11 protein-coding genes and 1 pseudogene are annotated in these 13,186 nt (G+C 59.5%); 5 read left to right on the top strand and 7 right to left on the bottom strand.

What is annotated here, in order from left to right; genetic code table 11:
- Nucleotides 1–163 precede the first annotated feature (163 nt).
- The 3 genes and pseudogenes from LIX91_RS13235 (at nucleotide 164) to LIX91_RS13225 (ending at nucleotide 3,449) form a co-directional block, all read left to right on the top strand.
- Nucleotides 164–673 carry a GNAT family N-acetyltransferase gene (locus LIX91_RS13235; RefSeq protein WP_003412242.1) on the top strand — a complete coding sequence of 170 codons (510 nt, stop codon included), beginning with the start codon at nucleotides 164–166 and terminating at the stop codon, nucleotides 671–673.
- 405 nt (nucleotides 674–1,078) lie between these two features.
- On the top strand, nucleotides 1,079–1,339 hold the full coding sequence (locus LIX91_RS13230; protein ID WP_032703035.1) for a DUF1652 domain-containing protein: 261 nt from the start codon (nucleotides 1,079–1,081) through the stop codon (nucleotides 1,337–1,339).
- Nucleotides 1,340–2,048: 709 nt separating this feature from the next.
- Nucleotides 2,049–3,449 (top strand): annotated as a pseudogene (locus LIX91_RS13225) (pyridine nucleotide-disulfide oxidoreductase).
- Between the two features lie 118 nt (nucleotides 3,450–3,567).
- Here the strand turns inward: LIX91_RS13225 and csrA are convergent.
- The 3 genes from csrA to LIX91_RS13210 all read right to left on the bottom strand — a co-directional run bounded on the left by csrA (nucleotide 3,568) and on the right by LIX91_RS13210 (nucleotide 6,217).
- Entirely contained in the window at nucleotides 3,568–3,756 is a 189-nt protein-coding gene (gene csrA / locus LIX91_RS13220) for a carbon storage regulator CsrA (protein WP_002554157.1), read from the bottom strand.
- A gap of 521 nt (nucleotides 3,757–4,277) precedes the next feature.
- Complete coding sequence (locus LIX91_RS13215) at nucleotides 4,278–5,630, bottom strand: GntP family permease (RefSeq protein ID WP_003412234.1); 1,353 nt, start codon at nucleotides 5,628–5,630, stop codon at nucleotides 4,278–4,280.
- Between the two features lie 98 nt (nucleotides 5,631–5,728).
- Nucleotides 5,729–6,217: a gluconokinase gene (locus LIX91_RS13210; RefSeq protein WP_003412230.1), complete on the bottom strand. Its 489-nt coding sequence runs from the start codon at nucleotides 6,215–6,217 to the stop codon at nucleotides 5,729–5,731.
- A 283-nt stretch (nucleotides 6,218–6,500) separates the two neighbouring features.
- Between LIX91_RS13210 and LIX91_RS13205 the strand changes: the two genes are divergently transcribed.
- The gene (locus LIX91_RS13205) at nucleotides 6,501–7,517 is read left to right on the top strand and encodes a LacI family DNA-binding transcriptional regulator (protein ID WP_226488591.1); all 1,017 of its coding nucleotides are present in this window, start codon (nucleotides 6,501–6,503) and stop codon (nucleotides 7,515–7,517) included.
- 328 nt (nucleotides 7,518–7,845) lie between these two features.
- Nucleotides 7,846–8,817 carry a YncE family protein gene (locus LIX91_RS13200; RefSeq protein WP_100073229.1) on the top strand — a complete coding sequence of 324 codons (972 nt, stop codon included), beginning with the start codon at nucleotides 7,846–7,848 and terminating at the stop codon, nucleotides 8,815–8,817.
- 47 nt (nucleotides 8,818–8,864) lie between these two features.
- Here the strand turns inward: LIX91_RS13200 and LIX91_RS13195 are convergent, their stop codons facing one another.
- Genes LIX91_RS13195 through glcD form a run of 4 tightly spaced genes read right to left on the bottom strand, consistent with a single transcriptional unit; the run spans nucleotide 8,865 to nucleotide 13,101 of the window.
- On the bottom strand, nucleotides 8,865–9,272 hold the full coding sequence (locus LIX91_RS13195) for a heme-binding protein (protein WP_003344090.1): 408 nt from the start codon (nucleotides 9,270–9,272) through the stop codon (nucleotides 8,865–8,867).
- Between the two features lie 35 nt (nucleotides 9,273–9,307).
- On the bottom strand, nucleotides 9,308–10,540 hold the full coding sequence (gene glcF, locus LIX91_RS13190) for a glycolate oxidase subunit GlcF (RefSeq protein ID WP_046269923.1): 1,233 nt from the start codon (nucleotides 10,538–10,540) through the stop codon (nucleotides 9,308–9,310).
- Between the two features lie 3 nt (nucleotides 10,541–10,543).
- A complete protein-coding gene (gene glcE, locus LIX91_RS13185; protein WP_226488590.1) occupies nucleotides 10,544–11,602 on the bottom strand; it encodes a glycolate oxidase subunit GlcE in 1,059 nt (352 codons plus the stop codon).
- Nucleotides 11,602–13,101 (bottom strand): glycolate oxidase subunit GlcD, encoded by a 1,500-nt coding sequence (gene glcD / locus LIX91_RS13180; RefSeq protein ID WP_226488589.1) that lies wholly within the window; start codon nucleotides 13,099–13,101, stop codon nucleotides 11,602–11,604. Before glcD ends, glcE begins: the two co-directional genes overlap by 1 nt.
- Nucleotides 13,102–13,186: the final 85 nt, after the last annotated feature.

Raw genomic sequence — 13,186 nt, 5'->3', positions numbered from 1 at the left:
TGCTCATTAGCACGTTTTGTTATTGAGGTAGCCCTTTTCGATAGCTGCGGATTATGCTGTGTGGGCGAGGGCGCTGTGTTTTTGTCATCTACCGTCGCCGGATTCGCCGATCTGCTTGCTGTATTCCCGCGCTTTCTTCAATTTCTTCAAGAGGTTACCGCCTATGTTCACTCACCGTCCCCTGGAAGAAAAAGACGTCCCCCTCATCTGCGAGATGCCGCAGAATGCCGATGAGCTGTTCTATATGTTCCCCAGGGCAACGTACCCGCTGACCGCCTCGCAACTCATCCATGCGCTCGAGACGCGTCATGATTCGACCGTCATCGAGATGGATGGCGAAGTGGTAGGGTTTGCCAACTTCTCTCTCTGCACCTTTCGCGGCCGCTGTTCGCTGGGCAACGTCATCATCGCACCGAAAGCCCGCTCCAGAGGGGTAGGGCGCTTCATGATCACCACCATGATGGGGATTGCGTTCGACAAGCACGAAGCGAGTGAAATGATCGCGTCCTGCTACAACCACAACGTCCCGGGCCTGCTGTTCTATCCGCGGATGGGATTCCGTCCTTTCCATATCGAAGAAAAGCTCGATAAGCGTGGCGAGCGTGTTGCGCTGATTCACCTGCGGCTGTCCGGCACCGACGCAAAAGAGAATATGCAAGACGAACAAGAGTAAGTTTTCGAGCAGGGCACGCACAACTCTTTTGAAGGAGCGGGCGTGCCTTGCGAGAGCCGCACCCGTTTCACTCTTCAACCGTTCGTCAGTCTTGACTTCCTTCTTTTACGTGCATGTTATCCACGGTGGTTCACGCCACGTGCCATTTTGTTGATGAGCAGGGCGGTGAATCGTTTTTTCCACGGGTGCGTTCAATAAGAAGCGGCGTTAAAAGGGTGATCGATATTCAGTTATGGAAGTTGCCTGAAGTGCAGCGCGCAGTGTATAACGGGTTTAAGCATCAGGTGAGTGGCGACGGATAATTGGCGGGCTGGCGCGGGCCGTTTTTAAAAAGTCATCAACAATAAAAATTATCAAAAATTTGTCACTGTCGGGACATGCTTACACACATAAGGAGATAAAGAGATGATCGCGAGTGGACTGTCCGAGTTAGAACTCAGGAGTATGGTTGAACGTGCGCTTCTGCCGTTGCGTTGCACCTGTACGATTGCCAATGATCAGATGAATGTGCAGATAAGCGATCCGGTATCGGGGCGCGCCCAGCTTCAGAAGAGCCTGCCGCTCAGCCGTATCAATACGGTTCGGGACATCGCTGACCTGGTGGCTGAATTGCGCGAAGAACCCGTAATGCCCCGTGTCTCGAAAGCGTATTACAGCGCTGCCTGATACTGCTGCACCCCGCTGATGCCCTGGCATCACGATACCTGGCCCTGATCATCGCTGATCGGGGCCTTGTCGTTTCTACGGGCCGCTTTGTCGACCGCATTCAGCGCAGGGAGAGAGGCTCGGCTGGTCTTCATGAACGCGAACCTGTGTTGGCGCACAACCGTTTTGTGCTCGTCAAATTAACAGCGTCGAAAGCTTGCTGTTTTTAGCGCAGACGATAAAAAATAAGTTGAACGCATTGAATGCGTTAATGTCAGCGAAAACTGCTCTTTTGAAGGGGCATTTATCGATCAAAAGATACAAGATCATTCAAATCATCAGGTTATAAAGCGTTCCAGACCGTTGCCGCCCATTTGACACTCCCGCTTTTCTTTGCAACTATTCAGTTGCCCGACTTATTTTGTAACGCATTGTCACTCTTTTCAGGTTGATAAAAACGTTGCCTTAAAAAGGGCGGTAGCATGATGCATTCTTCCTGTCAGGTCTGAGCTCAGGACCTGTGTCTGTTGGTCCTATTGTAATTTTTTGTGAAGAACACCTTCTCTAATCATGTCGTCCCATGGGCGCCGTGAATGAGCGCGTGTGTAGTGTGCTGCATGTGTTTCGCCTCGAATCGTGCAGGGACGCTGGTTCGCCTTATCAATCAGGTATTCGACATCCAGAACTTCTGGACTGCACCCACGTATGAAAATGACGATGGAGCATCATTATGTTTGATAACTGTATGGAAACAGCTTGCGGTTGCGTGGTGGGAGGGGCCGGGCTCGCGGGCATGGGCTTTTTGTTCAACGCCCTGAAGAGCGGCGCGATGCCCGGGCTCGCTGCCAAAGGACTGATTGTCATTGATGCAAGCGACCAGCCCGGTGCGGGTGCGCTGGGAGATTACCGGATCACTGCCAACTCGGTAGGCGATGTGTTCATTGATTGCCTTCGCGATCCGGCATTGCGCGAGGTGTTCGAACCTCTCGAGTACTCGGCAGCCTATTGGCGCATCAAGGCACAGGCACAGAGCGCGCCGCAGCTGTCGGATGTGGGCCTGCTCATGGCCGAGGCCGCCAGGCTGGTGCTGGAGCACATCGTGCAACGTTATGGCGTAGAGGTCTGGTCCGGCACGCGCCTGGATGAGGTGATTTGCGAGGGCGACGAGTTCTGTCTGCACGTTGACAGCGTGTACGGCAAAAGACGCGTGCGCTGCCAGACGCTGGTACTCAATCTGGGCGGGCGCCAGGATCCACAACACCTGATCGATGATCTTGCCCGACAAGGCCTGGCGCTGCCGGATAACTGCACTGTCCAGAGCGCTGACCGCTTGTTGCGCATGAACGCGGTGCAGTTACGCGAAGTGTTTGCCCCGGCGCTGGCCGATAACGGGCGCATCACCATCGTCGGGGGATCTCACAGCGCTTTTTCGACGCTGGAGAATCTGGCGGATGCACTGGAGTTTGCCGGCTTGCAGGAGCTGTCACTCGTTCATCGAAGCAGCATCAGGCTGTTTTAAGAAAGTGCTGAACTGGCGCACGCAGCCGGCTACGCATTCGACGCGCAGCTTGATGTCTGTCCGGTTTCAGGTCGGATCAACCGTTCCGGAGGTTTGCGTTACCGTGCGCTGGAGATCGGGCGCCAAGCGCTGCAAAGCGGACGCGTAGGCAAAACCGGGGTGCGCGTGCAGATGCTGCAGACACTGGGCGGACGCCCCGATGAACACGAGCAGGCCCGACTCGTTCTGGCCGACTCGGCTGTGATCGTACAGTGTTCTGGCTATCAGCCCGTGTTGCCCAGACTGAGTGATGCCGATGGCAACCTCGTCAGTTTGCGCGAGGCCAAGGGGGGGCTCGACTCGGACGCTGGCGGCTGCCCGTTCGATCAGCACGGTCGCCGAATCAAGGGCCTGCATCTTTTCGGTCTGGGCGCCGGATTGGGCGTCGATCCGCAATTGGGCAGCGAACCCGCCTTCGACGGCCGGATATACGGCGTCTGGCAGTTTCATCATGATGCCAGCCGAGTGGTGCTGGAGGCGGTCACACGCAGACTCGCTCATCAGCCTGTAGCTGCCGAGACGTTCATTTCGGAAGGGTTCATGCAGGCGGCTTTAGGCCTTCAGGCCGGTTAGGCCGGTGCAGCAGAGAAGCGCAGAATGGCGGCCATAAAAAACGGCGTCCCAGGGACGCCGTACGGCCGGTCTGCCAATAAACGGCAGATCAGCATTGAATAAGGGGGTAGTGCGGGAATTATTGTGGGTCCTGGTTGGGAGCCAGTTCTGCCTGGATACGTTTGTAGATTTCTTCACGATGCACTGAAACATTTTTGGGTGCATTGATGCCCAGGCGGACTTGAAGCCCTTGAACGCCAAGAATCGTGACGGTGATCTCGTCACCGATGTTTATGCTTTCGCCTACTTTGCGAGTGAGTATCAACATAATCTTTTCCTTGATGGCCTCTTGAAAACGCCTCTCTCAAGAGGCTGGCGTTTGCCTTTGCGTGGTGATTGTTGCCGAGTGCATCCAAATGCATCCGTCTTATGACGTCGCACAGGTGAATTAAATTCCCTCGGTTCATTTTCTTGTCATCGAGATTTGCATCCCGGATACGACGAGTGCGCCAATTCTGCCCGTTTCGACGTGAAAATGCCCGTATTTACTGGCGTCATATAAAAAGTAACGTCAACCGCTGCACCGTTCCGGGTCATCATCGTCTCAGCCGACGGTACCGCTCAAGCCATTTCGATATGACTATAAGCGTAGGCACGACTGCACCAGATTGCCCGGGCTTTCTGAAAATTCAAATGAAAGTGGTGAACGATTGTGTAGGAAGGGGCTGCGGATAACCGTAGTGTCCACGCTGATGCGGTGTATTGCGGGGGCTGGGAAGGGTGATGCACAGGCGTGAGGCGGGACCAGGCCTTCGCGGGCTTCAGCTCCCGCGAAGGCTCGTCCGGGGGTTACACCGCCATTGACAACAGCATGATGAAAATCAGGCCGACGACCGAGAGGATGGTTTCCATCACCGTCCAGGTCTTGAAGGTCTCGGCAACGGTCATGTTGAAGTACTGCTTCACCAGCCAGAACCCGGCGTCATTGACGTGCGAGAGGATCAACGAACCGGCGCCGGTTGCCAGCACCAGCAGCTCGCGATTGACCCCTGGAATCAGGCCGACCACCGGCGCTACGATGCCGGCACCGGTAATGGTTGCCACCGTCGCCGAACCGGTTGCGACGCGGATCACCGCCGCAACCAGCCAGGCCAGCATGATCGGGTTGATCTGCGCCTGCACGGCCATGTGCCCGATCACGTCACCGACGCCACTGGCGACCAGCATCTGCTTGAAGCCACCGCCTGCGCCCACAATCAGCACGATTGCCGCCACCGGAGCCAGACTCTGGTCCAGCAGCTTCATGATCTTGCTGCGATCAAAACCACGTGCGGCACCAAAGGTGTAGAACGCCAGCAACAGCGCGGCAAGCAGGGCGGTGATCGGGTGACCGATCAGGTCCATCCAGATGCGGAACATGTTGTTTTCCGGCAACACCACATCGGCAAGGGTCTTGAGCAGCATCAGGAAGACTGGCAGCAGGATGGTCACCAGCGTGATGCCGAAGCCTGGCAGGTTTTCAGTGCTCGACTCCTTGGCGATCTGATCCATCAGTTCCTTGGACGGTGTGCCGGGGATGCTCTTGGAAATCCAGTTACCGAAGATCGGGCCAGCGATGATTGCAGTTGGCAGCGCTACGATCAGTCCGTAGAAAATGGTCTTGCCGATATCGGCGCCGAAGATACCGATGGCCAGCAGCGGGCCCGGATGCGGCGGAACCAGACCGTGGACGGCTGACAGGCCTGCCAGCAGCGGAATGCCGATCTTGACGATGGGCACGCCGGTGCGCCGCGCAACAATGAACACCAGCGGGATCAGCAGGACAAAACCGATCTCGAAGAACAACGGGATGCCCACCAGGAAGGCAGAGAACATCATTGCCCAGTGCACTTTCTGTTTGCCGAAGGTGCGTATCAGCGTTTGCGCAATCTGGTCCGCGCCGCCCGAGTCAGCCATCAGCTTGCCGAGCATGGTGCCCAGGCCGAGGATGATGCCGACGAAGCCCAGCACGCCGCCGAAGCCGTCCTGGAAGGATTTCATGACTTTTTCGACCGGCATTCCCGAGGTCAGGCCAAGAAAGCCTGCCGCCAGGGTCAACGCGACGAAAGGGTGCACCTTGAAGGTGGTGATCAGCAGCACCAGGCCGACGATGGTCACCAACGCATCGACGAGCAGGAACGTCTCATGGGTCATACCGAACATGGGTGTCTCTCCGGTTTATTGTTTTAAGGAACTGTTAACAGCGCCGACTTCAATCGTGTGTGCGCAAGACAGCGCTGTCTTTTGCACTCACGCCTTTATCAGGCGTGAGAGCCTTTCCACCATGCTGCGGCTTGTTTGCCGATGACATCGATAGGCTGCGACGCGTCCACGATCAATGTCAGCGGTTCGCCATAGGGCGGCTCGAGCGTCGCGAACTGGCTGTCCACCAGGCTGGCGGGCATGAAGTGCCCAGGCCGATGCGAGCAGCGTTCGCTGGCGAGTTCCTTGCTGAGTTCCAGAAAAACGAAACCCAGGCCAGGCACCGCATCACGCAGGCGCTGGCGATAGATGAGCTTGAGCGACGAGCAGGTCAGGACCGGGTGTTCACCCTTGGCGAGGGCGGCAGCCATTTCTTCGCCTAGGCGGGTCAGCCAGCCGGCACGGTCTTCATCGTTGAGGGGGGTTCCGGCGCTCATCTTTTCGATGTTGGCCGGTGGATGGAACGCGTCGCCTTCGATCAGGCGGCCGCCGCTGTTCAGGGCAATCTCGGCACCCACGGCGCTTTTGCCGCAGCCAGACACACCCATCACCACAAGGGCGGAAATAGCAGTATTCGCAGTTGTCACAGTAGGCACCTCATCTGGAGACAGCGCTGTCTTCTTTCGGCTGGACATGAGTCTCGGCCTGGGCTGTTCCAGTTATTTGTCGTTGTTTTGGGCTCATCAATAAGCATGGGAGGCTGTTCTCCGCGGGACCCGAACCGGGCAACCCCTGTGAAACCAGCGATAAAGCATTGTCACATTCCATGAGACAGCGCTACCTTATGGGGCATTCGACACATTTGGCAACCCTTATGTTAGTTGGCAACGCATGATACGCATTGGTTCCCGCTCTACCGGTCGCCCCACGCTCAATGAAGTGGCGAAGCTGGCCGGCGTCTCTCCGATCACCGCCTCGCGTGCGTTGCGCGGTATCAGCACCGTGGCGCCTGAGCTGGTCGAAAAGGTCCGTGCTGCGGCGCAGGGCCTGGGTTATGTAGCCAATCCGGCAGCCAGGGCGCTGGCCTCTTCCTGCAGTCAGACCGTCGTGGTGCTGGTGCCGTCGCTTTCCAACCAGTTGTTCATCGAGACGCTGGAAGCCATTCAGGACGTATTGCGCGTGCGTGGCCTGGACGTGGTCATCGGCAACTACCATTACTTGCCTGAAGAGGAAGAGAAGCTGCTGCGCAACCATCTGGTCAATCGCCCGCGCGGTATTCTGCTGACCGGTTTCGACCACACGGCAGCGTCCCGCCAGATGCTTGAAACCAGTGGCATACCCTGTGTGCACATGATGGAGCTCGACACCCGCCTGGGCGCCTATTGCGTCGGGTTCTCGCAACAACGGGCCGGTGCCGAAGCCGCGCGTCACCTGATCGGGCGTGGCCGCCGTCGGCTGGCGTACATGGCCGCCCAACTCGACCCCCGTGTACTGCAACGTGGCGCCGGGTTCCGTCGGGTGCTGGAAGACGCCGGGCTGTTCGACCCCGCGCTGCAGGTCTCGACACGCCAGGCCTCGTCGATCGGCCTGGGCGGGGAGTTGTTTGCGCGCCTGCTTGACCAGCACCCGGATGTCGACGGGGTGTTCTTCTGTAATGACGACCTGGCGCAGGGCGCTGCGCTGGAGGCCTTGCGCCTGGGTGTCGCGATCCCCGAACGGGTCTCGCTGGTGGGCTTCAACGACCTGCCTGGGTCCGCGCACATGGTGCCGCGCCTGACCTCGATTCGCACGCCCAGAGAAGCAGTCGGGCAGCGTGCTGCTCAGGTATTGCTGGGCCTGCTGGACGGGGTCGCCCAGCACCCGCAGGTCGATCTCGGGTTTGAACTGGTGGTGCGGGAAAGCTCTTGAGTCTTTTCCCCGGCCAACCCTGACGAGCCTTCCCCGGAGCATCGCGCTGACCAATGGTAAGGGCGCTCTGCGGGCTTGATGCCTCCGGGCTGGAGTGCCCGACCGTGCTGTCCTGCACTGCCGTCGATACCCTCATTCGAACGGTTCCGGCCCATTTCGACTGTTATTTCTGACAGTACCCATCCCCCCGTGTTGAGTATTCAATGACCCTACGTTTTTGGCTCGGAGCGGCATAAGTGTCTTGGCCGCATCGTTGGATGACGGGGATATATCTTCTTATCTATTCCCCGTTCTGGCGGTCTTACAAGACCTATTGAAGGTGAGAGAAATGCAAAAAAAAGCATCTCAGAACGTTAGAGCCCTGACGCATATCGCCGACCCCGTCGGTTCAGGTGTCCCCCTGGATATCGCGTGGTTGACCGGCATTATCCCGCTGGGCTTTGTACCTGCAGAGATCGCTATCAGCCCTGATGAAACCACGTTGTATGTCGCCCATGAAAGCGGTCGCGAAGTCAGTGTGGTCGACATCGCCAGTGCCAGCGTAACGGGTGCCATCAAGCGGGCAGGGGCGGGCGCGATTACCCTGAGCCCCGATGGCAAAAGGCTTTACACCATTGGCCAGAAAAGGTGCTACGTGGTCGATACGCGCATGCGCGAAGTGATCAGGATACTGCCGGCAGCCAACGTCAACAGGATCCTGTGCAGTGCCGATGGCCGTTTTATCTGCCTTTCCTTTCAGAACGCGCTCGGCGGGTTGATTCGCCTGATCGAGACCGAGAATTACACGGTCGAAAACGAGTTCGATCTGGGCGCCCTGACCAACGCATCGCTGGCCCTCGGGATCAGCCCGTTGAACGACAGGTTTTACGCGACCATGCTGGTTGACCGGACCGCGCCTACCGATGTTCTTGCGATCAGCAAGGTCGATTACCTGCAACACGACATTCCCGGATTTTCCGACCCGCGCTCGATGGTCTTCAGTTCCGATGGCGCCTGGCTGTATGTCGGTGGCATCGACGAGGTCTACATCATCGATGCCGCGACCAACAAAACCTTCTACAGGGAAAGGATCGGCACGCAGGGCTACCCGGTGAAAGTCATCGGAGTGACACCGGATGACCGCTATGTCTACGCGATCTATACCTGTAATTACGACGTTTACCGGATCGATACGGTGAAGGGTATCGCCACCTGCATTGCCTACTTTCCGTCGGTAGGCGGCGCGGTACTCAACAAGACCGGCACGTATATCTATTCCAGCCATCCGGACATGAGCTGGATTTCGATCTACCGGCTATGAAGACTCCTGAGGTGGCCTGGCTTTCGCGTTACCGGCCGGGTCGACCGTCAGTCGGCGTCAAGCGCTGCGACACCGGCCTTGGCGACCTGAGCATCCTGTTCGGCCTTCACGCCTGAAACCCCCAGCGCACCGATTACCTGGCCGTCGACGATGATCGGCACACCGCCTTCCAGGGAAGTCAGCAGCGGCGCACTCAGGAATGCAGTGCGCCCGCCATTGACCATCTCTTCGTAACCCTTGGACTCACGTTTGCCGAGTGCCGAGGTGCGGGCTTTTTCGATCGCGATGTAGCTGCTGATCGGTGCGGCGTCGTCCAGTCTTTCGAATGCCAGCAAATGGCCGCCGTCATCAACGACGGCGATGGAAACGGCCCAGCCATTGGCCTGCGCCTCTTCGCGTGCGGCACCGAGCATCAGGCTGACTTCGGTCTGGGTCAGGACGGCTTTGATCTTCATGGGGTTCTCCGGAGCAGTGATTATTGAATAGGGTTTCAGTGTGATTCAGGCGTGCCAAGCACTGCGTCGATCAGTTCGATCCAGTGCCGCACTGGCGTTCGGCCGGCGCTGGCCAGATGGGTCTGACAGCCGATATTGGCGGTGGCAATCACCTGCGGTTTGCCGCTTTCCAGCGCGTTCATGCGGTTGTCGCGCAGTTGCCGGGCGATGGCAGGCTGGGTGATGGAGTAGGTGCCTGCAGAGCCGCAGCATAGATGACCGTCCGGCACTGTGGTCAGATTGAAGCCTAGACGAGTCAGGACGCGCTCCACTTCGCCGCCGAGTTTTTGCGCGTGTTGCAGCGTACACGGGCAGTGAAACGCCAGGCGCTGATCGGTCTTGATGCCCAGGGTTTCCAGCGGTTCGTCGCGCAGCAGTTCGACCAGATCCTTGGTTCGCGCGCTGATCTGCCCGGCCTTGTCGGCATAGGCTGGATCATGGCGCAGCAGGTGGCCGTAGTCCTTGACGAAGGCTCCGCAACCACTGGCCGTCTGGATCAGGCTTTCAGCACCGCCCTGCAGCGCAGGCCACCATGCATCGATGTTGCGCCGAGCCCGGTCCAGCCCGGTCTCCTGTGCATTGAGGTGGTAATCCACGGCGCCGCAGCAGCCCGCCTGGCTGACTGCAGTGATGCCGATGCCCAGACGATCCAGCACCCGCGCCGTGGCGCTATTGGTGTTGGGCGACAGGCCCGGCTGAACGCAACCTTCCAGCAGCAGCACCTGGCGCGCATGACCGGTGTGCGGGCGAAGCCCGGCAGGATGGATCGCCGCAGGCAGCTTGGTGGCCAGGGCCTGTGGCAGCAACGGCCTGAACTTCAAGCCCATGCCGGTCAGGGATTTGAACAGTCCGGGGTGGGGGATGACCCGACGCAAGCCGTCACGCAGCATGCGTTCCGCGAGTGGCCGCGGCACCAGCGCCTCAACCGCCGCGCGGCCGATGTCCAGCAGGTTGTGGTAATCCACGCCGGACGGGCAAGTGGTCTCGCAATTGCGACAGCTCAGGCAGCGGTCCAGATGCAGACGGGTTTTCTCGGTGACCGGCTGACCTTCGAGGACCTGCTTGATCAGGTAGATCCTGCCACGTGGCCCGTCCAGCTCATCACCCAGCAATTGATAGGTCGGACACGTGGCGTTACAGAAACCGCAATGCACACAACTGCGCAGGATACGTTCGGCTTCTTCGGCGCGCGGCAGGGTTCTGGCGTGTTCACTCAACGTGGTCTGCATATGTCAAAGCTCCGCGTACAGTCGACCGGGGTTGAAAATCCCCTGCGGGTCGAGTCGGGTCTTGAGTGCCTGATGGTAGCGCAGCACAGGTGCGGCCAACGGTTCAAACGGGCTGTCGACGACGCCTTGGCTGTAGCAGGTCGCATGGCCGCCAACCGCCATGGTGATGGCTCGAATGGTCTGTACGTCAGCGTCCGACTTGAGCCAGCGTTGCGCGCCACCCCAGTCGATCAACTGCTCGCCCGGCAGATCCGGCAGGTGGCTGTCGGCAGGTACACAGAGCCGCCACAGGGGCCGCGGGTCATCGAAGAAGGGCAGGCGGTGCGCATTCAACTGTTGCCAGTACGCGGCATCAAGCAGCTCGCCGCCAAGCCGGTCCCTGGCCGCTGCCACAGAACCTTCACCGCCCTCCAGGCGCAGGCGCAATACGTGGCCATCATGGCTGGCCGCGCTGATCGGTATCGGTTGCTGACCCCACTCGGCGAGGCGCGCCAAGGCCAGCGCGCTGTCCATTTCCAGCGCGATACTGCTGCACAGACGTGGTTTGGGCAGCACCTTGAGCGACACCTCTGTCAGCAGCCCCAGGCAGCCGAAACTGCCTGCCATCAGGCGTGAAACGTCATAGCCTGCAACGTTCTTCATGACTTCTCCGCCGAAACGCAGGTGCTTGCCAAGACCGGTGATGACTCGCGTGCCCAGCACGAAATCACGCACCGATCCGCTCCACGGGCGGCGCGGTCCCGAGAGCCCCGCAGCGACCATGCCGCCGAGCGTTGCCGCGCCGAAGTCGGGCGGTTCGCAAGGCAGCATCTGGCCTGCGACATCCAGCGTCTGCATCAGCTCGTTCAATGGCGTGCCGGCGCGTGCGGTGATCACCAGTTCTGTCGGGTCATAACTGACGATACCCCGGTGCTCGCGGGTATCGAGCAGTTCGCCAGCGGTTTCACGACCGAGAGAAGCCTTGCTGTTGCCGCCCTGAATGCGTAACGGCATGTTGTCGCGCAGCGCCTGATTGACCCGCTCGAGCAGTGCCTGGCTGACGTCGTTGTCCATCGTGCTCATCAGAAGCGCTCCAGGTCGGGGAACGGCAACTGCCCGGCGTGGATGTGCATGGCGCCAAATTCCGCGCAGCGATGCAGGGTCGGGATGTTCTTGCCGGGGTTGAGCAGGCCACTGGCGTCGAATGCCGCCTTGATGGCATGGAAGAAGGTCAGCTCGTCGCTATTGAACTGGGCGCACATCTGATTGATCTTCTCGCGACCGACACCGTGCTCGCCGGTGATACTGCCGCCGACCTTGACGCATAGCTCGAGGATTTTGCCGCCCAGTGCCTCGGCGCGCTCCAGCTCACCCGGTTGATTGGCATCGAACAGGATCAGCGGATGCATGTTGCCATCGCCCGCATGAAACACGTTGGCGACGCGCAGGCCGTATTGCCCGGATAGCTCCCTGATGCTGCGCAAGACGCCCGGCAACTCACGGCGCGGGATGGTCCCGTCCATGCAGTAGTAATCCGGCGACAGGCGACCCACGGCCGGGAAAGCGTTCTTGCGCCCGGCCCAGAAGCGGACCCGTTCGGCCTCGTCTTTGGCCTGGCGCACTTCGGTAGCGCCTGCGAGTTTCAATACCTCGCTGACCCGTTCGCAGTCGGCATGCACGTCGGCTTCGACGCCGTCCAGTTCACAGAGCAGGATGGCTTCGGCATCGACCGGGTAGCCTGCGTGAATGAAATCCTCGGCGGCACGAATCGCCAGATTGTCCATCATCTCCAGCCCGCCGGGGATGATGCCCGCGGCGATGATATCGGCAACCGCGCGTCCGGCCTTTTCCACTGAATCGAACGCCGCCAGCAGCACCTTGGCCACCTGCGGTCTGGGCAACAGCTTGACCGTGACTTCGGTAATGACGCCGAGCATGCCTTCGGAGCCGGTGAACAGTGCCAGCAGGTCGAAGCCCGGGGAGTCCAGCGTGTTGCTGCCCAGTGTCATCGGCTCGCCTTCCACCGTCAGGATCTCGACCTTGAGCAGGTTGTGCACGGTCAGCCCGTATTTGAGGCAATGCACCCCGCCGGCATTTTCCGCCACATTGCCGCCGATGGAGCACGCGATTTGCGAGGAAGGGTCGGGCGCGTAATACAGGCCGTGGGGCGCTGCCGCCTGAGAAATGGCCAGGTTGCGCACGCCGGGCTGAACCCGCGCCAAGCGCGCGGAAGGATCTATATCGAGGATCTGGTTGAAACGCGCCATGACCAGCAGCACGCCTTTTTCCAGTGGCAACGCGCCCCCCGACAGCCCGGTGCCGGCCCCGCGAGCGACCACCGGTACGCGACGTGCGTGGCACAGCCTGAGCAGCGTCTGTACTTCTTCCACATGCCGCGGCAGTGCCACCAGCATCGGTGTGGTGCGATAGGCCGACAACCCGTCGCACTCGTAAGGCCGCAGCTCTTCGGGGCGATGCAGGATGTCCAGGTCGGGCAACTGCTGTTGCAGCGCCTGCAACAGCTGCTGCTTGTCGACGGCGGGCAGCACGCCGTCGATGCGTTCGTCGTACAGAATGTTCATCAAGCCACCCTGGGTTGTTTTTGTCGGGTTAATGCATCCTAGCTCATTCGCTGCGAGGCTTGAGTTGACAGCGTAGTGCGGATCA

It is taken from the genome of Pseudomonas sp. B20 (assembly GCF_020515755.1).
Taxonomy (GTDB): Bacteria; Pseudomonadota; Gammaproteobacteria; order Pseudomonadales; family Pseudomonadaceae; genus Aquipseudomonas; species Aquipseudomonas syringae.
This window is presented reverse-complemented; position numbering and strand designations above follow the sequence as displayed.